The following is a 24,567-nucleotide window of genomic DNA, read 5'->3' as shown; positions in this document are numbered from 1 at the left end:
TAGAGAAGGAGATTTATACGAAAAATGTAGCAGCCAGTTTGCCACCGGGGTTTCCTGTATCTCTGTTAATATTTATTGTTTTCCTGATCCATCGGGAGGAATCCGGGCTTTGCTTTCATTTTGCCATAGGGATCGCTGGAATTCTTGTTCGCTTCCGTATCCGTGAACAGCCGCTCCACGGTGTCTATTTGATAAGCAGCGGTTTTCTTAAGCTGAAATCTACCGACCATCTGCTTCAATATTTCTGCCTGTCCCGACAGTTCCTCACTTGCCGCCGCACTCTCCTCAGCGGTTGCGGAATTGTTCTGCACCACCTGAGCAATCTGCCTGATTCCCACATTGATCTGTTCAATTCCCGCAGCCTGCTCACTGGATGCATCGGATATGCTTCCGATCAAATCGGCAGACTTTTCAATACCGGAGGCGATTTCAGACAGCGCCGCCGCAGTTGCGTTGGCAAGCGCCGTTCCGTTTTCAACCCTGCCGATGGACCCCTCGATAAGCTCTGTCGTCTCTCTTGCAGCGGCGGCACTCCTTGCGGCCAGGTTTCGCACCTCTTCCGCTACAACAGCGAAGCCTTTTCCGTGCTGTCCGGCTCTGGCAGCCTCCACTGCGGCGTTAAGAGCCAGAATGTTGGTCTGGAACGCAATATCGTCAATGACTTTGATGATCTTAGAAATATTGGTGGAGGATGCGCTAATATCCTCCATGGATCCAAGCATTTCACGCATCTGTTCATTTCCCTTTTGCCCGTTCGTTTTTGCGTTTTCCGAGAATTCATTGGCTTGGTTTGCACTGACAGCATTCTGCCTGGTCTGGTTTGCAATTTCCGTGATGGAAGCTGTAAGTTCTTCCAGCGTGCTGGCCTGTTCAGTGGTTCCCTGGGAAAGGGCCTGACTTGCATCGGAAACCTGCCTTGCGCCCGACGCCACTTCGTCAGCCGCCTGGCTGATCTCCCGAAGCGCATGGGACAGAGAATTGCTGATGTTATTCAAAGAATCTTTGATTTCTACAAAGTCTCCTTTATATTCCGCAGTAATAGACTGATCCAGGTTTCCGTTTCCCATATCCGCAAGCACGCTGGAGATTTCTCCGACATAACTTTGGAGATTTTCCACGGTTCCATTAAGCGCGTGCTTGATTTCGGCGTGGTCGCCGTGATAGCTTCCGTTCATTTTTGTATTGAGGTTACCTTTTGCCACCTCCTTCAAAACATCGGACGCTTCCCGTATCGGTTCTATGATCGCTTCAAGCGTTCTGTTAATGCCGTTGATCACGTTTCCGTACTCCCCGCTGAATTTTTCGGAATTTCCCCTCGCAGACAGATTACCCCTCACTGCGTTTTCAGACAGGATCACGGTTTCTTCGATCAAATCCTTAATGGTCTCAATCATCTGTACAATAGACGGCATCAGAGCATCGTTTTCATTGCGTACTCCGTCTGCCAGCAGCGTTTCAAGATCGCTGAGGTCCCCGTCGGCAACCCGCTTGATGATATCGATGACATGGTTGATATGGGAGCCCACATGATTGATGGAGGCGGCAGTCTCGCTGAAGATTCCCTGATAGTTCCCTTCTACTCTTGCCGTATAATCGTTCTGGCTCATTCTGGCCAGAACCTGCTTCCCTTCCACAAGACCGTCAAGACCGTCGATGCAGGAATTGATGCTGTCCTTAATGCTGTTGAAATCACCACGGTAGCTGTCTGTAATCCGTTCCGGAATCTGGCCCTTTCCAATCTCACTCAGATAAGAAGCAGCCATTTGCAGCGGTCCGGCGATGGTATCTAACGTCGCATTGACTCCTTCTACTACTTCTAAGAACTTGCCGCTGTGTCCAGCAGTGTCGGCACGGCTTGAAAGATGACCCTCAATGGCCGCCATGGAAAGCGAATTCATGTCCTCTACCAGCAGATTGACCGCCATGATGCAGGAATTGATGCTGCCTTTGATCCGGTCAAAATCGCCATAGTATTCATTGATGATCGGCTCAGGGATTTCTCCCTTGCTGATGTTTTCCATATATCCAGCGCAAATCTGCAGCGGCGTAATGATGGCGTCCATGACCGAATTTACCTCTCCAAGGATCTTTTGGTATCCGCCCCTGAGTGCATCGGCATTTCCGCGGGCAGAGAGATTTCCTTCCAACGCCGCTTTCGTCAGCTCTCCCGTCTCTTCTGTCAGCAGACTCAGTTCCTTCACCACATTCAGCAGGCTGATCGAAAGAATATCCTTGTCCGATTTCGGGAGAAGCGCTACATTAAGATCCCCCGCCGCAATCTGTTCTGCCGCCCCAGCCTGCTCCCTGATGTGCTCAATCATTTTCCGAAAAGCACTGGCCAGCTGTCCGATTTCGTCGTCCTGGCTGCTGTCTACTGTTGCATTAACATCTCCTGCCGCCAGTGAATCCGACGCAGCGACGAGATTCTTCAAGGGCAGTATTATGGTTCTTTTGATCAGATATCGGGACGTAATCACCATGATAAGAATACCTGCCGCTGCAATGCCAATCAGCAGATACATCAGCTCATTGGCTTCTCTTACGATATCGTTGGCATCCAGATCCACGCCCACCATGGCAACGGTCTTGCCGTTTGCATCCAGAATTGGAATAAAAACTGTCATCAGGTAGCCAAAGTCAGCATCTTCATACATGCCGTAGTTGTAAACTTCGCCTTTTTCAAATGCAGATTCGAAGATGTCTCCATCCTTTTCATTTTTAAAGAAATCAGAATAAGCGGTAGTAGTATTGAAGGGGAAGATGTCATCTGGGTTGTCATCTGCCTTCTGCCCTTCTGCAAGATACCGCATCGTTTTATCTTCTGGATTCGATGCAACCACAACAAGATATTTTACATCAGTGGCTGTTTTGATGTCTGACAGAACTTGCTTTATTTCAGGGTAATAGTCTGTCTCTTTATCTGAAGCAATTAATGCTTTCAGTTTTTCGGGGTTTGTATTCGCAGCCACAATGCTTCCAATCGCCTCTGACTTACCCGCTTTCTGGGCGATTACCTCTTTTCTGTGCTCCACAATACTAAAGGTTCCAATCAGCACTGTGATTCCAATCACCATAAGGGTTAAAATAAGAAGTATTTTCGTACTGATGGATTTTGCGTTTCCAGTTCTAAATATATTTTCCATATTTTCTCCTTTTGCTTCGAACATGAGAGGTTCCCCCTTTTATGGAATAAGAAATTTCTTATTCCATAAAAAATAATATGGGTCTGTACAGTTCGCATGCACAGACCGCATACTGCAGTACTGGTTAAGAATATTTATAAACGACTTTGCCATTCACGATGGTTAGCAAAACCTCCGCACAGAGGAGCTCCTCGGCGCTCACAGTAAGAAGATTTCTGTCTACTGCGATCATATCCGCAAGCTTACCCGGTTCCAGCGTACCCAGCTCAGCTTCCCGTCCTTCAGCAAATGCCGCATTGAAGGTATACAGTTCCAATAGTTCCGGAACAGTAAGCTTTTCGTCAGGGTTCCATCCCCCTTTCGGAGTGCCGTCAGGATGAACCCTTTCAAGTCCGCAATAAATGCCCATAAAAGGATTTCCCTCGACCACGGGTGAATCGCTCCCTCCGGCAAGGATTGCTCCCGATTCTTTCAGGCACCTAAACGCCCACGTATACCGCTCGCGTTCTTTGCCGAGCAATTCAGGATATCCATTGTCCGAGAAGGACGGCATTCCTGACACGATGTGTTCCGGTTGGACGGAAGCGATGACACCCAGTGAAGCAAATCTCTTGATATCTTCAAAGCTTATTACCTCGATATGCTCAATTTGATGTCGGCATGAGGTTCCTGCGGCGCATTCTCCTGCTGCATATTCATACGCGTCCAGTGCCGCCCGTACTGCTCCGTCTCCGCAGGCGTGCAGGCGTACCGACATACTGTTCTCCTGCGCTGTCTTTACCGCTTCCTTTAAATTGCTCAGATCCAGTAGTGAACCTCCCCGATTCCCCTTTGCATCGCTGTAATCTTCGATCATCATCGCGGTATGATTGGAAATAACACCGTCGAGAAATTGCTTGAAGTATGGGATTCGATACATTCCGGTTCCAGATTCCTCCGCTTTCCTTCGAAGAGCCACGACCGCTTCAATATCTTCATACAAATCTCTTGCAGCATTGATTCTCAGCATCAGCTCACCCTTCCGATCCAGCTCCATAAAGATATCTTCAAATGCCAGATTGATTCCGAGATAGGGTGTCATGTCGCTGACTGAGGTAATTCCCCATTTTACCGCCCGCTTCGAATACCTGTGGATCAAATCCTTTACGATATGCGGTTCCAGCTGGAAAGCATGCTTCGCAAGCAGTGACAAAGCGGTTTCATAAAAATATCCGCTGGGAATGCCGTCCTTATCACGATCGATTTTCCCGAAGGGCGGGTCTGCCGTGTCTTTCGTGATTCCCGCTTCTTCCATGGCGCAGCTGTTAGCCCACGCAGCATGGAGCTCCGTATCGAAGAGCAGCACCGGCCGGTCTGATAGAACGGCATCAAGGCTCTCTCTCGTAGGGAACTTTTTATTTTTCCATGCAAATCTGCTCCATCCAAAGCCCATAACCCACTTTTCATCGGTGATCTTTTTCGCGAATTCCAGGACCATTTCCGCTGCCTCCTCCTCGGAAGAAGCCATGGTTAAATCCGCATATTTATCCAACATTCCGGATTGGATCAGATGGATATGGTTATCGTGAAATCCCGGCATCACCATCTGATCTTTTGAAAACTCACAGACCACGGTATCTGCCCCGATGAATGCTCCAGCCTGCTCCTCACCTCCCATTCCGATAATTTTGTTTTCTCTTACCGCTATAAAATCAATCTCCGGACGAGATCTTCTTCCATCGAAAAAGGCGGCACCTTTGATTAAAATATCCGCAGTCATCTGCTTCACGACGATCATCCTTTCCTATACTATCTTGGCTTGCATTTTTTACTTCTTCTCTGTCTTCTTTGCAATCACACGGAATACAACGAAGAGCGCCGCCCCTGCTGCAGCAAAACCCTTTATGACTGACAGGAATGTACCGAAGACATCCGCACCGTAAGTTTCGTAATAATACTCCTGTCCCCAGCTCCCTTCGTACCATGGGAGGAAAGCGCTTCCCATGAGGGAGAGAACACAAACGATGAGAAAGAAATAAGAAATCCGGTACAGATCACCCTGTGCAAGTCCCGTAATCCGATTGACCGGATGCTTCTTTGGATCAGATTTATGTAGGCCGCCATACCGTCTTTTAAACACAAAATAAGCGATAGGTCCTGTACAGATACCAATCAGCCCGCCCATGAAATAATCGGTTCCGTTGAGCAGATAGGCAAGGACGCCTACCACCACGGGAATAGAAAAGAAAAGCGTAATGAACAGCTTAGGTCCCGGTATTTTGATCGGTCTCTCGCTGTCAGGCATTTTCTTCCTCATGACTAGCATACTGATAAACAGCAGAATCTGCGTCGCGATGATCAGCAGAACCTCTATGACAAGCACAACAGTAAATTCAAATGAACACAGGATCAGATTCACGGCTGCCATGATCAGAACCGGTATATAGGGAACGCCGTGCTTCTTATTAACCTTCTTAATAAATTTTGGAGCAAGGTTATCATCAGACATGGCAAATAAGACTCTCGTCCCCGCAGTCATCCACGAATTGTAGATGGAGCACTGGGCCATAATTGCAATGGCACCAAAGAGAAGCATCCAGATCCCATGTCCCAGATAGGTTGAAAGAACCGTTCCGTATCCCACCACGTCTCCGGAAATTCCTTCCTGCCAATTTTCCCACTGGCCGATGGAACTCAGGCTTGCCGCAGTAGGCAGGATATAAGTCGCCGCAATCAGAGGGACAGCGATGAGCGTTGCTTTTGGAATGATCCTTGGATTACTGACTTCTCCGCCGACGGCAGACATAGCCTCATACCCCGAATACATCCAAATTCCGATTGCGAGACCGCCGCTGATACTCAGCATCACTCCCTGATCCGGAGGAGTAAACGGTGTGAAAGCATTTTGACTGACGTTCATAAAACCCACCACTGTAATCAGTGTGAAAATTGCAAGCACAGCAAAACCGACTACCAGGCTTATTTTACTCGACTCCTGAACCCCTCTCAAATTAATGATTACAAACAACGCAATGATAGCAACCTGGAAAGCATATTTTCCCGTTTCACCGACGCCCGTCATCAGAGCAAAATAGGTTCCCGCCAGAATCACATAGACAGAGGAATCAATATAGTTTGCGATGGATTTCCACCATCCTGCCTGAAATCCCCAGAATTCTCCCAGTGCTTCCTGAATCCACTTGTAAAATCCGCCTTCCACCGGTCTAGCGCTTCCTAATTCTACAGAGGCAAGCGCCATGGGGAGACCCCACACAAAGGGGATCACCATCAAAAGCACCAATGTCAGCCCCGGACCGCTTGCCGGAATCATCGCTTCGATCCCGTAAGCCCCTGCCGCGCATAAGCAATAAATCATAAACACGATATTGATTACCTTCAAGTCGTGTTTTTTCACGAGATTGTTGCCTTCTTCCATTTTTATTAGAAACCTCCTTCTTTATTTTTTAAAAGTATAGCGAAATAAAACAGCAGATTACAGAATATTCTTGCGATTAATATGACTTTTTTCCTTTTAATTTGCTATATTTTATTGTAAAATTGCAAATGAATTTTGAATTATAAAACAAGAATAGCAACTAAATGGTTTTTACGAAGAAATTTTAGAGGTAACCATGTTAGAAATCATCAATTATCCGGAAGGACTTCCAGTCCATGTGCAATTGTCCAGAATCCATCATTACCCGATCCACAACCACAAGGATATCCAGATTTTATATGTACTGGAGGGGGAGTTGGATCTGAAGCTTGCCTACACCCACTATTATCTTCCGAAAAACAGCATTCATATCATTCATAGCAATGACGTTCACTCGATCACAAGCATCAGTGATGAAAACCTGGTTCTAATCCTGAACATCAGTATCGCCTATTTTACAAATTTTTTTCCAAACCTTGAAAACATCGTATTTACTACAAATTTGAGAGAATCCACATCAGCCTATAAAAATCAGCTCTTGCTGCGGGAACAAATTTTTTCTATTTTATCAGAGCAATATAATAAGCGCCCGGGATATGAATCGATCATAAAAGAAATTACAATCTCTCTGCTGACAACTTTGATCAACCATTTCCGCGGCTTCGTTATCAATCCGGACAACCGCCTGTTTGAACATAAAACAGCACACGATCTGTACCAGGTAGACCGGATCAGTCGAATCGTCAGCTATGTATATGAAAATTATCCTTATAAATTAAGCCTGTCTAAAATTGCAGAGAAGGAGAACATCAATCTCCATTATCTGTCTCATCTGTTCCAGAAATTTGTAGGTGACAGTTTCAGAGATTTTCTCAGTCTGGTAAGGGTGGAAATGTCAGAAGCGGAATTGCTGTCCACCAGCACGCCCATTGCTCAGATTGCACAAAATGCGGGTTTCTCTGATACAAAGTACTATGTTGAAAATTTTCGCAATTGGTTTGGTATGCATCCGAAGGAATACCGCAGGAGATTTTCAGGAGAGGTCTTGGGCTTCCAAGCTGCGGAAGCAGAGGATTTGCCTCTGGAATACCTAAAAACAACGATCTCACAATATACCTCATTTCCAGTATTCAAAGACATTTCTGCTGAAATGAAGCTAATCAATCTTGACTTCAAAGCCCCCGCTGCGGGATTGTCCCTGAAACTTGATATCCAGACTGACGTTTTGAAAAATCTTCAGCCTGGCTCCTTTTTGTTTCGCCAGGCATGCAGCGATGAGGCGGCTCCGTTGTCAATGTATTACAACGATCTGCCTCATACGGCCTGTCTACGGCTTCTGAGAGAAATGACTCAAACAAATACAATCAGTCCGTCGTTCATCCAGCTGTCCGATTCTCTGCACAGCACGAATGGTTTGTATGCGGTCAATGGCCTGAAAAAACCACTCTTCTACTTCCTGGAACTGCTATCTCAAATGGAACGCAGCGTCCTTGAAATCGGCTCTGAATATATTGTTACAAAATCAGAAGGCAACTACAGCATACTGGCTTTCAATGAAAGCGTTTCCAATAAACTTACACTAGACTTCAACCTCAGAGGGATTGACAATTGCAAGCTCACGCAGCAGAAACTTGTTTCTGCTAAATCGTGTGTCGCGTTTTGGTGCCAATTAAATTTTAAGAGTAAGCTCTCGGAAAAAGACAAACAATTCATAGATAGGATGTCTATGCCGGAAATATCATTCCAAATTCTCACGAAGGCAGCATGCCATCAATACACATGTTCTCTTGATCCGCAGGATATTGTTTTCATCATGCTGGAAAGAAACGACATTTCCTAATTCGATAAAAAAAAATTGACAAGTTTTCTTACTTGAAAACTTGTCAATCTCATTTGGTGCCGGCGATCGGGGTCGAACCGATACGGTGTTGCCACCACGGGATTTTGAGTCCCGCACGTCTGCCAATTCCATCACGCCGGCGTAACAAATCTTATATTACCATATTCAAGAATTTAAATCAAGAAAAAAAACCATTTACATTTCATTTTTTTTACTATATAATTTTTTTATTACCTGAAAGGAGAAAGAATAATGAGTCAACAACTAGCAACTTTAATGCCTTTAATTCTTCTAATAGTTATCATGTATTTCTTGCTGATTCGGCCGCAGAAGAAGAGGGAAAAATCCGTTGCAGCGATGAGAAATTCTGTTAAAGTCGGAGACGAGATCATCACAATCGGAGGTATTTGTGGCAAGGTTGTAAAAACCAAGGATGAGGTTCTTACAATCCAGGTCGGCGCCGACAGAGTTAAATTTGAAATCATGAGATGGGCTGTATCAAAGGTTGTTAACGAAGAATCCGCTCCTTCACCTTCCAAGAAAGCAAAACAGGAAGAACCGCAGGATGAGGATATAATTGCAGCACCAAAAAAGTCTCTTCCTAAGAGAATGAAGAAAGCAAGCGAAACAGAATCACCGACTTCAGATTATGCTCCAGAAGCATCAATTGAATCTGAAGCTGATCAAGCAGAAGCTACTGATAACAAATAATAAGATTGAACATAAACAAACCCTGCATTTTGAAACTGCAGGGTTTTTTTCTATATAGGAAGTGGCGAAGCTACTTTTTTATTGTTTTAGGATTTTACCCCCGCCTACAACGATATCGCCGTCATAGAACACTGCGGCTTGTCCGGGTGTCACCGCACGTTGTTTTTCCTTAAACTTAACAAAGACCTTGCCGTCCTCAGCTGGATAAAGAATTGCAGGAACCTCTGTCTGCTTATATCTCGTCTTCACCGTTATCTCCATCGGTTCTTTCAGCTCCGCTACTGAAATCAGGTTTACATTTCCAGCCACTAGGCTGTCCACAAAAAGATCCTCGTTTGACCCAAGCACAACCTGGTTTGTCTCGCTGTCTATACTGACAACGTACATAGGCTTCCCGAACGTTGTTCCCAATCCCTTACGCTGTCCGACGGTGTAGTGAATAATCCCCTTATGTTTTCCAAGGAAATTTCCTTCCATATCAACGAACTCACCCTCCGCCACATTAATTCCCAAGGTACGCTTAAGAAATCCTGCGTAGTCTCCGTCTTTCACAAAGCAGATATCCTGACTGTCAGGCTTTTTTGCATTGACAAAGCCCCTTTCCTCAGCTATGGCTCTGATCTCTGTCTTTTTCAAATTCCCCAGTGGAAAGATGGTTCTCGAAAGTTCCTCCTGAGACATGGTATAAAGGGCATAACTTTGATCCTTTGTGGGATCAAGCCCCTTTTTCAGCAAATATCTCCCCGTCTCCCCGTCTTTTTCAATTCTTGCATAATGGCCTGTAGCGATAAAATCATATTCCAGAAACATTGCGCGCTCTAAGAACTTTTCAAATTTGATGCTTCGATTGCACTCAATGCAGGGATTAGGCGTTTCGCCTTTTTTATAGCTTTCCGCAAACGGTATGACAACATCCCGCTCAAACTGAAGACCAAAATTATAGACATCATGGCGAAAGCCAAGGTTCTCCGCAACACTCTTTGCATCAAGCACATCCTCAAGGGAGCAACAGGACTTGGCCCGTTCGATACCAATATCCTCATTTTCAAATAATTTAAAGGTGGCCCCTGCTACTTTGTAACCCTGATCCATCAGCAATACAGCCGCAACAGAGCTGTCTACCCCGCCACTCATGGCAATTAATACCTTTGACATACGTACCTCGTTTCCATTTATTTCTGTGACCGAAATCATCATATTATTCTGTATCAAATTTCTACTTTATTTATTATAACGCATCCAAAGAATTTTTTCGACCGTCCAAATAATTAAAAATATTAATTTAATAGCGAGAATTATAGAATTTTGTCGATTGTGAAAAGATCCCCAGGGTATTATAATAGACAAAAGAGCTATACAGATAAAGAAAGGTGGATATTATTATGGCATTGAGTTGGACTGAGGATTTATCGGTAGGCATCGGCATTATCGATGAGCAGCATAGAACATGGTTTGACAAAGCAGATCAATTATTTGAAGCAGGAAAAAAAGGACAGGCAAAGGAATTTGTCGGACAGATGCTCGACTTTCTGGACGATTACACGAAAAAACACTTCAGCGATGAAGAAAAGTACATGCTCAGCATAAATTATCCCGAATATGACAGACAAAAAAACTTACATACCGCTTTCATCGGTGAACTGGCAAAACTAAAAAAAGAGTTCAATGAATCCGGCGGCAATATCTTGGTTGTACTGAATGCCAATCAAATGGTAGTTGATTGGCTTGTAAAACACATCTCCAATGAAGATAAAAAGATAGGCGCCTTCGTCAAAGCTGCGAAATAATATGGTATAAAAAGGAAGCTGAGTATGCTTAGCTTCCTTTTTATTTTAAGTACATTTTTATTAAGTACGTTCAGGCGGCAGATTTCTATTGGTCGGTTCTGACTAAAAATTCCTGTATTCCGCTGGAGTATGGTGCAATGTCATATTGCTGGAAGTAGATCATAATTCCTTCCGGAGTCACATAGAAGCTTTGCGGATTAAATGTCTCCGCAACAAGCTTGGAATAATCGTCAAAATACCAGTCTTCTCCTTTTGCAAGGTGTTCTTTGATTTGCCCATCAATCTGATTTAGTATGTTTTTTTGCACTTGTTCCCAGTCACTCCTGTTTCCATAAAGGGTATACAGGCAGCCTGTCATAACATTCCAGGTGTCTGAGGTACGCAAGGTGTTCCCATGTGCCCCTCCGCTGAATATATATTTATCCTGGTACAAGCTGATACAACAATCCTGATTATAAGTAATATGAAAGACTACCATCGCTTCGTGCATTGGAAATGGATAATTCTCTTTCAGCGAAAAATCATACTGTTCCGAAGCATCCCGATAATTTACTGTTTCAAATTCTTTTTGCAGGTCCTCCGCCTTGCACTGGTACCAGCAATTGATCTGATCCAGCTGATTTTGATATTGGCTATGAATGAACTTCGGGTATTCTATCTTATAGTGCAGTACCGGTACACCTTTGTGTTTCATAGTACGCTCAAGGGTGACCTTTTCAACTGTTACAGGCTCACAACTCATAAGTAACGCCTCCTTTATGACAGAGTATGGCAATGGAAACTGATATGTGACGATGCCATCGCAAAAGAAAGTTCAGAATGAGATTGCTTGATTCGATTAATAATATGAAAAACAGGTATTATTTATGAAAAGGACAAAGGAAGGCAGATTTTCAAATCGGCACTTCCCTAAGGTGGTGTATTATGAATAAATTGACAAGAAACCGCGTCCTAAGCTCAAGCTTAGTGTCTGTCGTATCATTTATATTGCTGTATGCAGGCGTCCGTTTTGTTCTGGATCATCAGATTTCTTTTAACAATATTCTTGCATATGCAGGCTTTTCCCTGCTGATTGGTGTGATTGCCTCCATGTTGTACCTTTTTCGTCCCAAACTATCGCTTAGCATATTCTTAGCAGGACTGTTAGTCGGATTTGTGTCTATGTATCGAGCCTTTCTTGCAGATGGAAGCGGCTGGGGAGATCTTGCCGGGCTCATATCCTTATTTTTCTTTGTAATTCTTGGGTTGATAACGGGCCTGATCGTTCAGCTTGCATACCATCTCTATGAGAAATTTGTAAAATAGCGTATCCTATGCCGGTTCAGCTCATTCAAAACGGATCTTATCTAATTTTTGATCCGTTTTTTTGCAATCAATCTTTACACCGTAAAGATTCTGTGATAGTATCTTGACAGCGTAAAGATACTATCACAGAATACACCCTTTGGAGAGGTGCCTCAAAGTTTATAAGGGATTCTCTAATAATAGGAAGGAGAAATCGTAAATGAAAGAAACCCAATATCACCATGGTAATTTACGAAGTGAGCTGATAGAAGCCGGAATCGAGCTGATGAATGAAGTAGGGCCGAAAAAGTTTTCCCTGAGAAAGGTTGCTGCGAAATGTAATGTCAGTCACGCCGCGCCATATAGCCATTTTTCTGATATTGAAGCGCTCACTGCAGCTATGGGCGAGCATGTAACCAGTCAGTTCACAAAGAAACTGTTTGAAGCAATCCAAGGCAAAGAAGACTGCAATGCGTCAATTGGTCTACTAGGTCAGGCATATATTGATTTCTTTATTGAACATCCGCAATATTTCTTGTTCTTATACCATTATTCCGGAACTACGATCGATTTGGACAGTGAGAGTCCCGAGGATTATCCTCCCTTTGTCCTATTCAGAAATACCGCTTATGCCCTGTTCCGTGAAAAGGAACTCCCGGAGGATCAATTTAAGGAGCAACTGATTATACTATGGGCTATGGTTCATGGCATTGTTTCCCTGCTCACAACGGAAGGAATCAAATACTCAGGTGATTGGAGCAAGATCTTTTCCTCAATGATAACGCAAAAATAGGCTTAGGAAATTTCCTCAACCATTTGTGCATCAACTATAAAAGCAGCAATCATTAGGTATGAAAATAATAAAAGGAGACTTTTGTATGAAAATGATCATTCATGATCTAGATCCTGCGGTGTTCAATGCCCTTATGCTGCAGGTGACCCAGGATACCATCGTATTAACGGATAACGGGCATATGAAACCCTGCATCGGCTGCTTTGGCTGCTGGATCAAAACCCCCGGTATCTGTGTCAGAAAAGACGGCTATGAAAACCTCGGCAAAATGTTGTCGCAATGTGATGAAGTAACGATCATCAGTAAATGTATTTACGGAAGCTACAGTCCTTTTATCCGAAATGTTTTGGATCGCAGCATCCCCTACCTTTTGCCCTATTTCACATCAAAAAATGGTGAAACCCATCACCAGAGACGATATAATCACTCATTTGCTTTCACAGTGCATTTTTACGGCAAGGATCTCACCGAAGCAGAGCGTGAAACCGCTAAAGAATTGGTTGCAGCCAATGGAGTTAATTTCTACAGCTCAAAAGAAAAAGTATTTTTCTATGATCGAATGGAATCAATGAAAGGAGCGCTTGGATGAAAATTGCTTTGATAAATGGCAGTCCAAAACCCGGAAACAGCAATTCGGGTATTCTGCTGGACAAAATAGAGCCACTGCTGAACGAAGGAAATGAGCTAACCTCACTCTCCACTTCCGGGAAAGAATTTACCCCCGATCAGTACCGCTCCCTTTGTGAAATGGATGTCCTTCTTTTTGCCTTCCCCTTATATATCGATGCCCTTCCCTCTCATTTATTCAGAATCATCATTGAACTTGAGCGCTATATGAAAGAATACAAGGATAAGGAAATCCGCGTTTATGTCATTGTAAATAATGGATTTTATGAAGGTCATCAGTGTCACATCGCAATGAAAATCATGGAGAATTGGTGTAAGCGGTCCGAGCTTTCCTTCTGTGGCGGAATTGGTCAAGGCGCAGGGGAAATGATAGGAGCCACCTCCAATGTACCTTTTGGTCATGGCCCCTTAAAAGACTTGAGTAAAGCTATGTCACAGATTGCGGATCATATTACAAGTGGTACAAAAGGACAGAAACAAATGCTCTCTCCCAACGTTCCACGTTTTTTCTGGAAGATGATGGGGACACATTTTTTCTGGAATACCTCTGCAAGAAAAAATCATCTGAAACGAATAGATATCCTACGGCAGTTATAAATCAGCGCTTCCCTAATGCTTTCGCCAATTTAAAAGCATGGAAGAGTGAATGATGACCGCAACAGAGCCTGCATTATGTACTAAAGCGCCCAGTACCGGATTCAAAAGTCCTGGTATCGCCAGCGCGATTGCTGCAAAATTCAAAAGCAAGGAAGCCGCAATATTAATATGGATCGTTTTTGTGGTTTTCTTTGCAAGATGCAGCAGATGGGGGATTTCCTTGATGTCATCTCCTACCAGTACAATATCAGCCGCATCGATTGCGATATCGCTTCCAATGCCTCCCATAGCAATTCCAACCTGAGCTGCTTTTAGTGCCGGAGCATCATTGATGCCGTCTCCAACCATGCAAATCGCTTCGCCCCTGGCAGTAAAATTGGCAATAGCATTGAGTTTATCCTCGGGCAGAAGATTGGAATGGAGATCGGTGATTCCGACACTTCCTGCTATATGCGCCGCTGCCTGTGTTGCATCCCCTGTAAGCAGAACGGTTTTCATTCCGCTATTTTGAATTTGTTTTACTGTGATTGCTGCATCTGGCCTCAAGGTGTCAGAAAGAACAACATAACCGGCTGTAATTCCGTCAATTCCAAGGTAGATTACAGTGGACCCATCCGCCCGCTCACCTTCGGCTGATTCAGATATTTCACCACCGAAGAAGATTCCATTCTCTGACAGCAAAGCTTCGTTACCGGCATAGACCTTCGTTCCGCCGATTTCTCCGTATACACCTCTGCCTGGGATCATACAAAAGCTTTCCGGTGCATCCGGTTTTTTTCCTTTTTCCCTCTTGTAGTAGGATACAATTGCTTTTCCCAGCGGATGCTCTGAAAGGCTCTCTGCAGAAGCAGCAATTTCAAGCAGCTCTTCTTCGGAAATGGAAACAAAGCTGCGTATTTTGGTTACAGCAGGATGACCGTGAGTCAGTGTACCGGTTTTATCAAAGGCGATCCGCTTCACCTTAGCAAGACGTTCCAGCGCATCCCCCTGCCGGATTAAGATCCCATATTTTGTAGCATTCCCTATGGAAGCCATGATGGCGGTGGGCGTTGCCAGCACCAATGCGCAAGGACAAAAGACAACAAGTATAGTTACGGCACGTATGACCTCACCGGTGAACAGCCATGTTGCCACAGCGGTCAGCAATGCGAACACGACGATCCAGGTGGCCCAACGATCTGCAAGACCTACAATCTTAGCCTTTCCTGCATCCGCAGATTCCACCAGACGGATCATTCTTTGCAGCGAGCTGTCTTCCCCAACCTTCAGTGCTCGCATCTCAAAGGTTCCAAACTGATTAACCGTTCCACTGGATACTTCATCCCCCTCACCTTTATCAACGGGAAGAGACTCTCCTGTCATTACAGACTGATCCACCGAGGTCTGACCTTTTGTAATCACGCCGTCTACCGCAATGGTTTCTCCCGCAAGTACTCTCAAGGTATCCCCCAACCTTATCTGCTCTGCAGGCATAATCATTTCCTCTCCGTTTCGGATGACTCTTGCCGTTGCCGGTGTGAGGCTGACAAGTTTTTCAATGCCTGCTCTGGCCTTTGCAACGGTCCTTTCTTCCAGATAGGCTCCAAGTGCCATGATTAGGGCAATCTCACCAGCTGCAAAACGTTCCCCGATTATAATAGCGGCAACAAGAGCAATGGAAACAAGCACGTCGGCTTTGATATCAAATTCAGTGACAAGTCCGATGACAGCGCCTTTTATAATCGGCACTCCGCAAAGGAAAATTGCAACCCATGCAGTGTCGAAAGGCAACATTCTAAAGTCAAATAAGCTAATTATTACAGCGATAAAGGATATTCCAATAAAAAATGGAGTCCGCTTTTCTTCGTTCTGAATCATTTGGATCAAGTTATCATTCCTTCCTTTTATACCCCATGGGGTATACATATTTACAGGCCAATTATACCCCTGGGGGTATGAGGTGTCAATAAAAAAAGTGGCTGCCGCCACTTCCTTAGAATAATATTTAAGTCATTCTTGAAAATTGTTCCACCGCTTTGGCAAATTCAGAGATCGTCCTGTCTGCATCCCCATGTTCTATCCCCTCACGGACGCAATGATTCAAATGTCCCTCTAAAATTACCTGACCAACCTTGTGGAGTGCTCCTTTCGCCGCATTCAGCTGTATCAGAACATCCTCACAGGGAACATCTTCATCAACCATTTTATCGATGGCACGAAGCTGTCCCATGATCTTATTCAATCGTCTATGCAAATTGTCCGCATCCATACATTGGCGCATCTTATCACCCACTTTCTGATTTCATGATACCCCCATGGGTATGGGATCAGTATATCATACCTCGAATACAAATCAAACTGGTTTCGCGTATTCTAGGTTCATCGTATTCTAAAAAATTGGTGCAAATATGCTGACTAAATTCTGCTAATCCTTTTTAGAATTCTTTTTCTTGCGAGATAAAGATAAACCCCCAAAGCCACTGATCACAGCAATATAAAAACCAAAGTCGTACCACCATCCGGTATTCATCGGTTCGTATACCCTTATCCCATTTTGAAATAAGCCCAAGATCAGAGAAATCGGTGCAATCCAGCCATGCCAGACTCCCCAGAAAAATCCTGCAGGCTTATCCGGCGTATACGTTCCATCTCCCGGAATACAGCCTGTCATTGTAAAAATCATAACCGCACAAAGAATTCCAAGTATCATAATTTTTTTCTTCATACGCTACCCCCTCTTTTCATTCCGCCAATGGCATTATATGATTCTAATCATTTTATTCTATCCTGAATCACCAACGAATATTTTTTTCCATAACATAGTTCTTAAAGAATACCCCTCTGCGTTCAACACTTTGTTCTTTGATTACCTGATACCCTCTTTTTTCAAAGAAAGGCTTTGCGGTTATCGAGGCATGAGTCGTAAAGCATCTTGAAGAGTTCCGGCTTTCCAGTTGATTACAGAGTGCTTCAGCAATGCCCTTGCGCTGGTGATCTTTATGAACGAAGAGACGATCTAGATATCCGCTTTTATCCATATCACCAAAGCCCACAATCATGCTGCCCGCTATGGCAACCAATGTATCATGTTCAAGGAATGATCGGTTCCATACGTCGAGATCCAAATCGCCGGAGGCCCATGCATCAATCTGCTCTTTGGTATAATCTCTTATATTGACTGAGTGTACTGTTCGGTGAAATAATTCCGCCATCTCGTTGCAATCTGATGGCAGATACTCTCTGATTTCCATAAACAATCCCCTTTAAGTATTTCAATGTATCCATCCGACAACAAAATCAGAGGATTTCGTTTCATTTATTCATTATACCATTATCTTACCAGGATGGATAGAGAATGATATACCAAAAGGCTACCAATCAATCCTGCTGCAGCTGGCGCAATTCCTCCCGAAACCACTGACATTTTCTGCTTCATCCAAAGGTAAAGTCTGTCGAATTGATCTCTCGCTCTCATATAAACAATATATAAAAAGATCAACGGCAAAGAATAGATCGTATTATACACCAGCAGCAAACCCGTAAGCTCTCCCAGCGACAGCTGATACTGAAACAGAATTCCTAAAAAAGCGAAGTAAGGCAAAGCCGTTAATAGTTCCGATATCGTTGCAGCGATTCCAAGCACCACCAGTGCAATGGGAGAAACGGACTTAATCTTTTTCGCAGCTGCCTCTTCAGCAGATGGCCGCTCCCTTTCTTCCGAAGCCGAACGCAGCTGTAGTTTCAGCTTCTGGATTCTTTGATTTTGAATGAGCCAGCAGCACAACATGAGAAAAGTAATTCCAAGCATCAATTCTGCTGCAAACAAATGTGTTCCAAACCCTGCGATGAGTTTCTCAGCAAAGCTCCCAAAGACGGCAAGCAGTCCGTAATAAGCCAAATATCCGCTTGCCAGGTTAGTCAGTGCAATGGATAGAATGAAATACCAGATGTGCTGCGGTTTTCTTACCATGCCCTGCAGTACAAACTGCTGCGTGATAGCGATTGGATTCAAGCTGTCTGCTGCACTTGTTAAAATAGTAGATAGAAATAATCCGAGCATTTTGTCCTCCTTTTTCTCAAACGTACGATCGTTTGATCAAAACGGCAATCTCTTCCCGTTTTAGTTTATTTCAGTAAAAAAAATAAGCCCAGGAGTCATGTTAAACTCCTAGGCTTTTATCCCTCCGTGTACACAATTTTGTATCAATTGTGCGTTTTCTCTCGGACCAGTCTAATATTACTATTACGGAACCCTAGAAAACAATTTTTTTATTCAATTCATTTAAGCTTAACAGAGAAATGCTGTGCAGTCAAATCTATTTTCTGGAATATGATTTCAAAGAGCCTTCATTTTCCGATTATGTCCATCATGAAACCAGACCTCATTTAAGATGCGGACTCCTGTTTCTATCTCCGCCTCTGAAAGACTGCTATATCCGATCAGTACCTGATTCCCTTTTGCTCTGCTGTAGTCTGCATAATATCCGGATACCGGATATACCTTGATGCCTGCTGCAAGGGCTGTACTGATCAACTCCCCCTCCTTCATTCCATTTTTCACTTCGAGAATAATGTGTAGCCCGCCGTTCCTGCCGTAAATCCTCACCTTTTCGCCCATGCTGGTATGAATGGCGCTGATCAGCGTATCATGGCGCTTTTTATTGATCACATTGATTTTCCTAAGATGCCTTACCCAATGCCCTTCCTTCATAAAAATGCTCATGATCTTTTGCTCCAGCCAGGGCACACAGCAGTTGTATCTGCCAAAAGAAAGACGATACTCCTCCATCAATGCAGCAGGCAATACCATAAAACTAAGCCGCATCCCCGGTGCAAAAGCCTTGGAAAAGGTATTGATATAGATGACCCTCCCTTTCCGGTCCATTGACTGCAGAGACGGAATCGGTTTACTGTTATACCGAAGTTCACTGTCATAATCATCCTCGATGACAAATGCATCGTTTTGCTCCGCCCATTCGATGAGAGCAAGTCTTTTATTTACAGGCATCACCACTCCTGTAGGGAATTGATGGGAGGGAGTTACATAGACTGCTTTCGCTCCTGACTTCTCAAGTATTTCAAGAGTAATTCCATCCTTGCCAACATCTACGGGAATAATACCTAGACCGTGGTTTCGGAATGTATGTCTTACGGTATCGTAACAGGGCTCTTCAAGCGCAATTTCCGCTGTATGCTTCATCATCAATTGACTGATCAGGCTGATGCAGGCGGGCATACCGGAGCAGAGGATAATCTGCTCCGGTGTGCACCTTACGCCTCGGGAAGCATAGAGATATTTCATAATCTCCTGTCTGAGTTCCGGCTCCCCAATTCTGTTGTTATAGGCAGAAATGTTAGTGATCTCAGAAGAGAGCAGAATCTGATTCATGATTCTCCGGTAGGTTCTAATCGGAAAATCAGCAAACTCCAGCCGCCCATACTGAAACGATATTTGGATCTCAGCCGTCCCCTGCTCGTTTTTCTCTTCTTCAGACACAATATGTTCATCACGGTAATGATAATCGTGATGAGGATTGTCATAGATCAGATTGGATTGAATTTTTTCAACCCGATAACCGCTGCAGGCCTTGCTGGATAGATAGCCTTCAGAACAGAGCTGATGATATGCGCTTTCTACGGTATTTCTGCTCACTTGCAGCTGCTTTGCCATACTCCTTGTTGAAGGCAGTGTACTGTTTTCTGCTAGCTTACCCATTAGGATCTGCTCTTTCAGCTGATCATAGATTTGTTCATATAAGGCTTGTTTTGATTCCTTCTGTAGTATCAGCATACCGCTTATATTCCCCTTTTTCCCGCTTCTTCTCAGCAGTCTTGCTTATGTATGTGCCTTCAGTAATGTTTTTATATCCCTTTTTGATGATGAGACCTTTGATATATTCAGTGTGTGGACATCGATCGTGGTGGTAATTGTCCGTAACCATACAGGAGGACAGATGAACCGCTACCTCATCCTTTGTCACATCGGTTTTCCGAAGCTTGTTTGAAAAATGCTCCATTCTGGCCGCCAGACCTGCACCGCAGCAACCCCCGCAGGTGATTGCAATATATCTGACTCCGTCATCATACCCCTGAAATACGTCATCTCTGTTGTAGAATCCGTTTGTACATGCGAAACCGCTGCACCTTTGTCTGGCAATCTCGCATTGAATAATAAATACATATTTTGCTTCCGATTTTGTTTCCATGATTCAGCCTCCTGATTCCTATTGAATATGATCCTCTTGGTTTTAACGATACTGGTTCAATAAATGATAAGTTAAATTGTCAACTAGTATTAACAGCATTTTACGCCTAATCTGGAATGATTACTAGAGCCAGTTATTTATATTTTGATAGGGCCAATTTATATGATTATGAAATTGATTGAATCCACCCAATCTATATGTTACATTGACAGTATCTAATAAGACAGCGGCTTTCATTCGAAATTTACAGCATTAAGGAAAACTGATCATCAATTTGATACAAGGCATTTTTTCTGAGGAGGCTTGCCCATGAACAGTATGGAAAGAGTTGAAAGCAGACTAGCAAAACTTCCTGTCGACCGTGTTCCAAATCTAAACATTATCATGCAGTTTGCAGCCAAGTATATCAATATCCCATATGGAAAGTACTGTACAGATTACAGATATCTCGTGGAAGGAAACCTAACCTGCTGCCGAGACTTTGGGATTGATATGGTTAGTGCAATCTCAGATCCCTTTCGGGAAACCGCAGGGTTTGGAGGTACAGTCATCATACTCGAGGACGATGTTCCCCGCTGTACCGATCCTTATATAAAAAATTATGAAGATGTTAAAAAGCTGAAAACCATCGATCCCGCATCGTCAGAAAGAATGTGTGACCGTCTCAAGGCAGTTTCTCTCTATCAACAGGAATGCAATGGTGAAATTCCGATTCTTGGCTGGGTAGAAGGCGCATTTGCCGAGGCAAATGATCTCAGAGGAATGTACCAGCTCATGTATGATATTAAGAAAAATCCTGATTTCATCAATGAACTGGTAGAAATCTGTCTGGAACAAAGCATCCTATTTGCGAAAGCGCAAATCAAAGAAGGAGCACAATGGATTGGTATCGGTGATGCAGCCGCTTCCCTCATTAGTCCTAAATTTTACAAGGAGGTCGTTCTTCCTGCAGAGCAAAAGCTTATCAAAGTGATCCATGAAGCCGGAGCGAAGGCAAAACTGCATATCTGCGGTAATACTACGGCGCTGCTCGACCAGATGGCAGGTAGTGGCGCTGAAATCATCGATATCGATCATCTTGTGGATTTGAAGACCGCTGTAGAAGCCATCAGAGGGAAGGCCCTCGTCTGCGGCAACTTTGACCCGGTATCTGTGCTTCTCGACAGCGATCCCGAAACGGTCAAGGAGCATGTCCGGAACAGTCTCATCATTGGAGGTGCGGATCTTATCATGAGTGCAGGCTGTGAAGTTCCCAAATATACACCCCCTGAGAATTTAAAAGCTGTATTCGAAGCGTTGACAGAGCAGCTATAACATCCAAAAAAATACAAAAATACCAAAACGCCATTGAATACCTCCAATGGCGTTTTGATTGGAATCAATTGTGTGGGGAAATTATGCCAGTAACGGCTGATTTCCTGGATACAATTAAGCTTCCTTGCTAGCAAGGTGATTGTTTAATTTTCCGATAAGGTCTTCCACCTCAACACCGTGTACCATGCAGGCTTCTTCCAGGCTCTCCGCGGAAGAAGACGGGCAGCCAAGGCAATGCATTCCCATTTCTAAAAAGTATGGAGCTGTGGTTCTGTCCGCATTGAGAATCTCTCCGATCAATGTGTTCTTTGTTACTGTAAAACTCATGTTATGTCCCTCTTTCTTTCTGTGATCTATTCGTATTTTAATGGTTCCCTTATTTATTGAATGGTTATTTTCCCAAACCCCCAGTCAATCTCTTCTTATCCCTGAAAGCAAAACTACTTACTTATCCCTGAAACGGCAGCAGTCCGCTTACTTGCTGTGAAAAGACGTGTTCAACCCTTGGCATGGATATCCCAATGGTCTCTTTCAGGACATCTTCCACCGTTTCGACCGCAATGACCGTCAGCTGTTCTTTTACTTCCTCCGGTACATCCTTTAGATCGGTGACATTGTCCTTTGGAATCAAGACCTTCGTAATTCCAGCGCGCTGTGCTCCCAGCAGTTTTTCCTTGAGTCCGCCAATGGGAAGCACTGCCCCTCTCAGGGTAATTTCTCCCGTCATAGCTATTTTCGAATCAACTTTAATCCCTGTTACCAGTGATGCGAGTGCTGTGAAGAGCGCAATCCCTGCAGAAGGCCCATCCTTTGGAACGGCACCTGATGGTACGTGAATGTGAAGATCCCTCTCCTTAAAGTTGATTGAGTTCAGCGGAAGTCTCGATTTCAGCAAGCTCAAAGAAATTCTTGCGGATTCCTTCATCACATCACCAAGCTTTCCGGTCAGCATTACTTCACCGCTTCCCGGCATATCCGTCGCTTCTATAAATAAGATTTCGCCACCGACAGGTGTCCACGCAAGTCCAGTCACAACACCGGGCGGATTATCTGTCTGGGCTTTATCGTGTCTTGAAACCTGTTTGCCCAGTAGTTCTTCCAGCTGATCCATCTTGACTTTGTACGGAAGCTCTACCTTGTTGGATACAATCTTCTCCGACGTAACTCTTGCCAGTCCGGCAAGCTGTTTTTTAAGGCCTCTGACGCCTGCTTCAAGGGTATAATCACTGATGATCTTCTTAAGAACTTCATCTTCTACCACAAGATGCTCCGGTGTAAGTCCGTGCTCTTCCAATACCGCAGGCACCAGATGATCCTTTCCGATATGGAACTTTTCATCAATGGTATAGCTTGAGATCTGGATTACTTCCATTCTGTCAAGCAGCGGTGCTGGAATACTTTCCGTCGAATTTGCTGTTGCGATAAAAAACACATCTGACAAATCATATGGAAGATCAAGGTAATGATCTGTAAAGGTATTGTTCTGCTCTGGATCCAGTACCTCCAGCAATGCGCTGGCAGGATCTCCGCTGTATCCCCCTGTCATAAGCTTATCAACTTCATCCAGAATCATAACCGGATTGGTCTCTCCCGCTTTCTTGATGCTCTGTATAATTCTGCCCGCCATAGCACCGATATAGGTTCTGCGGTGTCCCCTGATCTCTGCTTCATCCCGGATGCCTCCCAGACTAAGCCTTATATATTTTCTTTCGAGGGCTTCTGCAATGCTCTTCCCAAGGCTTGTTTTCCCTGTACCGGGAGGACCTACCAAGAGTAGAATGGAACCTTTTTTGTCCTTCTTCAGCTGCATGACAGCCAGATGCTGAATGATTCTGTCTTTGACTTTATCTAAGCCAAAGTGCTGTTCGTCAAGAATTCGTCTTGCTTCGCCGAGGTTTACCGGTTTTGGTTCGGATTTTTTCCACGGCAGCTGTACCAGGAGATCCAAATAATTGCGGATCACGTTGTACTCAGGGCTATTTGAGCTTTGCGACTGGAGTTTATCCAGTTCTTCAAGGGCTGCACTCTTAACTTCCGGAGGCATTTGTGCTTCTTCAATTTTGCTTTGATAATCCGTCTCCTTCTTTCCTTCCGGCTTCCCTTCATTCAATTCATCTTGAATCACTTTCAGCTGCTCTTTCAGCACGGTTTCCCGATAATGCTTGTTCGCTTTTTCAGAGAATTTCTCAGCAAGCTGGATCTGCAGCTCGATGGCTTCCTTCTGCTTCAGAAGATGATCCATGAATCGCAGGCTTTTTTCTTTAATCGAAGGAGTTTCTAAAAGTCCATACTTTTCCTCATTGGAAAGAGGTAAAAATTGAGCCAGATAGACGATGAGAGAATTCAGCTCCTTAAATTCATCGACGATTTTGATGTAATGCTCTCCACCGGTAAATTTATCACTGATTTCCCGTGTGACCTTTTTCATATACTCCAGAATTTCGTCTCTGCTTTGATCGGTGAGATCCTGATCTTCCGGGCTGACCTGATATTCTGCAAAGATGGTATCATTTTCAATCTTTAGCTCTTTTATCTCCACCCGGTCTTCTATTTTAATGGATAACTGAAATCCTCTGTCTGTCTTTTCAATTCCATTGATATGAAATGAAACGCCGATTTTGTGGAAGTCCTCTTCCTGCGGAAACTTATTACTAAAATTCTGTTTTAGCGGCAGCGCAATGTTTGCAGTATCATCCTCCTCAAGACGCAGTAGCTGCTCTGCACTAAGCTTGCTTACTCTCAGCACTGAGGTTACTCCCGGAAGCAAAACTGTATTTGAGACAGGAATTACAATTCCCTTTTTGCTGTTCTCTTCAAAATTTATCATGGTATCCCCTTTCCGCATTCATAAGTGAATGCTCATTTAATATA

Annotated in this window: 22 protein-coding genes and 1 tRNA gene; 8 read left to right on the top strand and 15 right to left on the bottom strand. The window is 44.1% G+C overall.

Annotated features, from left to right (window positions below; genetic code table 11):
• Positions 1-65 precede the first annotated feature (65 nt).
• From FRZ06_04790 to FRZ06_04780, 3 genes are all read right to left on the bottom strand, one after another.
• The gene (locus FRZ06_04790) at positions 66-3,167 is read right to left on the bottom strand and encodes a HAMP domain-containing protein (GenBank protein QOX62711.1); all 3,102 of its coding nucleotides are present in this window, start codon (positions 3,165-3,167) and stop codon (positions 66-68) included.
• A 100-nt stretch (positions 3,168-3,267) separates the two neighbouring features.
• Positions 3,268-4,920, bottom strand: a complete 1,653-nt coding sequence (locus FRZ06_04785) for an amidohydrolase (GenBank protein ID QOX62710.1) — start codon at positions 4,918-4,920, stop codon at positions 3,268-3,270.
• Positions 4,921-4,950: 30 nt separating this feature from the next.
• Positions 4,951-6,558, bottom strand: coding sequence for an APC family permease (locus FRZ06_04780; GenBank protein QOX62709.1), 1,608 nt, complete (start codon positions 6,556-6,558; stop codon positions 4,951-4,953).
• 196 nt (positions 6,559-6,754) lie between these two features.
• Here FRZ06_04780 and FRZ06_04775 point away from each other — a divergent pair, with 196 nt between their 5' ends.
• Entirely contained in the window at positions 6,755-8,398 is a 1,644-nt protein-coding gene (locus FRZ06_04775) for a helix-turn-helix domain-containing protein (protein ID QOX62708.1), read from the top strand.
• Between the two features lie 54 nt (positions 8,399-8,452).
• Here FRZ06_04775 and FRZ06_04770 read toward each other — a convergent pair.
• Positions 8,453-8,539 (bottom strand) — tRNA-Leu (locus FRZ06_04770).
• A 111-nt stretch (positions 8,540-8,650) separates the two neighbouring features.
• Between FRZ06_04770 and yajC the strand changes: the two genes are divergently transcribed.
• Positions 8,651-9,109 carry a preprotein translocase subunit YajC gene (gene yajC / locus FRZ06_04765; protein ID QOX62707.1) on the top strand — a complete coding sequence of 153 codons (459 nt, stop codon included), beginning with the start codon at positions 8,651-8,653 and terminating at the stop codon, positions 9,107-9,109.
• A 78-nt stretch (positions 9,110-9,187) separates the two neighbouring features.
• Here the strand turns inward: yajC and mnmA are convergent, their stop codons facing one another.
• Complete coding sequence (gene mnmA / locus FRZ06_04760) at positions 9,188-10,264, bottom strand: tRNA 2-thiouridine(34) synthase MnmA (GenBank protein QOX62706.1); 1,077 nt, start codon at positions 10,262-10,264, stop codon at positions 9,188-9,190.
• A gap of 227 nt (positions 10,265-10,491) precedes the next feature.
• Here mnmA and FRZ06_04755 point away from each other — a divergent pair, with 227 nt between their 5' ends.
• Positions 10,492-10,896: a bacteriohemerythrin gene (locus tag FRZ06_04755; protein QOX62705.1), complete on the top strand. Its 405-nt coding sequence runs from the start codon at positions 10,492-10,494 to the stop codon at positions 10,894-10,896.
• Positions 10,897-10,981: 85 nt separating this feature from the next.
• On the opposite strand, the gene FRZ06_04750 is transcribed toward FRZ06_04755, so the two are convergent.
• Positions 10,982-11,638, bottom strand: coding sequence for a DUF3298 and DUF4163 domain-containing protein (locus FRZ06_04750; protein QOX62704.1), 657 nt, complete (start codon positions 11,636-11,638; stop codon positions 10,982-10,984).
• Positions 11,639-11,820: 182 nt separating this feature from the next.
• Here FRZ06_04750 and FRZ06_04745 point away from each other — a divergent pair, with 182 nt between their 5' ends.
• The 4 genes from FRZ06_04745 (at position 11,821) to FRZ06_04730 (ending at position 14,197) form a co-directional block, all read left to right on the top strand.
• Positions 11,821-12,201, top strand: coding sequence for a hypothetical protein (locus tag FRZ06_04745; protein ID QOX62703.1), 381 nt, complete (start codon positions 11,821-11,823; stop codon positions 12,199-12,201).
• Positions 12,202-12,400: 199 nt separating this feature from the next.
• The gene (locus FRZ06_04740) at positions 12,401-12,973 is read left to right on the top strand and encodes a TetR/AcrR family transcriptional regulator (GenBank protein ID QOX62702.1); all 573 of its coding nucleotides are present in this window, start codon (positions 12,401-12,403) and stop codon (positions 12,971-12,973) included.
• Positions 12,974-13,040: 67 nt separating this feature from the next.
• Positions 13,041-13,562: a flavodoxin family protein gene (locus FRZ06_04735; GenBank protein ID QOX65828.1), complete on the top strand. Its 522-nt coding sequence runs from the start codon at positions 13,041-13,043 to the stop codon at positions 13,560-13,562.
• The gene (locus FRZ06_04730) at positions 13,559-14,197 is read left to right on the top strand and encodes an NAD(P)H-dependent oxidoreductase (protein ID QOX62701.1); all 639 of its coding nucleotides are present in this window, start codon (positions 13,559-13,561) and stop codon (positions 14,195-14,197) included. Before FRZ06_04735 ends, FRZ06_04730 begins: the two co-directional genes overlap by 4 nt.
• A gap of 12 nt (positions 14,198-14,209) precedes the next feature.
• Here the strand turns inward: FRZ06_04730 and FRZ06_04725 are convergent, their stop codons facing one another.
• From FRZ06_04725 to FRZ06_04695, 7 genes are all read right to left on the bottom strand, one after another.
• Positions 14,210-16,102, bottom strand: coding sequence for a cation-translocating P-type ATPase (locus FRZ06_04725; protein QOX62700.1), 1,893 nt, complete (start codon positions 16,100-16,102; stop codon positions 14,210-14,212).
• Between the two features lie 79 nt (positions 16,103-16,181).
• The gene (locus tag FRZ06_04720) at positions 16,182-16,457 is read right to left on the bottom strand and encodes a metal-sensing transcriptional repressor (GenBank protein ID QOX62699.1); all 276 of its coding nucleotides are present in this window, start codon (positions 16,455-16,457) and stop codon (positions 16,182-16,184) included.
• 144 nt (positions 16,458-16,601) lie between these two features.
• A complete protein-coding gene (locus FRZ06_04715) occupies positions 16,602-16,901 on the bottom strand; it encodes a hypothetical protein (protein ID QOX62698.1) in 300 nt (99 codons plus the stop codon).
• Positions 16,902-16,968: 67 nt separating this feature from the next.
• Positions 16,969-17,427, bottom strand: coding sequence for a GNAT family N-acetyltransferase (locus FRZ06_04710; GenBank protein QOX62697.1), 459 nt, complete (start codon positions 17,425-17,427; stop codon positions 16,969-16,971).
• Between the two features lie 80 nt (positions 17,428-17,507).
• Positions 17,508-18,236 carry a hypothetical protein gene (locus FRZ06_04705; protein QOX62696.1) on the bottom strand — a complete coding sequence of 243 codons (729 nt, stop codon included), beginning with the start codon at positions 18,234-18,236 and terminating at the stop codon, positions 17,508-17,510.
• Between the two features lie 276 nt (positions 18,237-18,512).
• Entirely contained in the window at positions 18,513-19,967 is a 1,455-nt protein-coding gene (locus tag FRZ06_04700; GenBank protein QOX62695.1) for a PLP-dependent aminotransferase family protein, read from the bottom strand.
• A complete protein-coding gene (locus FRZ06_04695) occupies positions 19,927-20,382 on the bottom strand; it encodes a CGGC domain-containing protein (GenBank protein QOX62694.1) in 456 nt (151 codons plus the stop codon). Before FRZ06_04695 ends, FRZ06_04700 begins: the two co-directional genes overlap by 41 nt.
• Positions 20,383-20,691: 309 nt before the next feature.
• Between FRZ06_04695 and FRZ06_04690 the strand changes: the two genes are divergently transcribed.
• A complete protein-coding gene (locus FRZ06_04690) occupies positions 20,692-21,696 on the top strand; it encodes a uroporphyrinogen decarboxylase (protein ID QOX62693.1) in 1,005 nt (334 codons plus the stop codon).
• A gap of 114 nt (positions 21,697-21,810) precedes the next feature.
• On the opposite strand, the gene FRZ06_04685 is transcribed toward FRZ06_04690, so the two are convergent.
• A complete protein-coding gene (locus FRZ06_04685; protein ID QOX62692.1) occupies positions 21,811-22,023 on the bottom strand; it encodes a DUF1858 domain-containing protein in 213 nt (70 codons plus the stop codon).
• A gap of 121 nt (positions 22,024-22,144) precedes the next feature.
• Complete coding sequence (gene lon / locus FRZ06_04680; protein ID QOX62691.1) at positions 22,145-24,523, bottom strand: endopeptidase La; 2,379 nt, start codon at positions 24,521-24,523, stop codon at positions 22,145-22,147.
• Positions 24,524-24,567: the final 44 nt, after the last annotated feature.

It is taken from the genome of Clostridiales bacterium, from assembly GCA_015243575.1.
Taxonomy (GTDB): domain Bacteria; phylum Bacillota; class Clostridia; order Peptostreptococcales; family Anaerovoracaceae; genus Anoxybacterium; species Anoxybacterium hadale.
The sequence above is the reverse complement of the archived record's forward strand: the minus strand, read 5'-3'. Positions and strand labels throughout refer to the sequence as shown.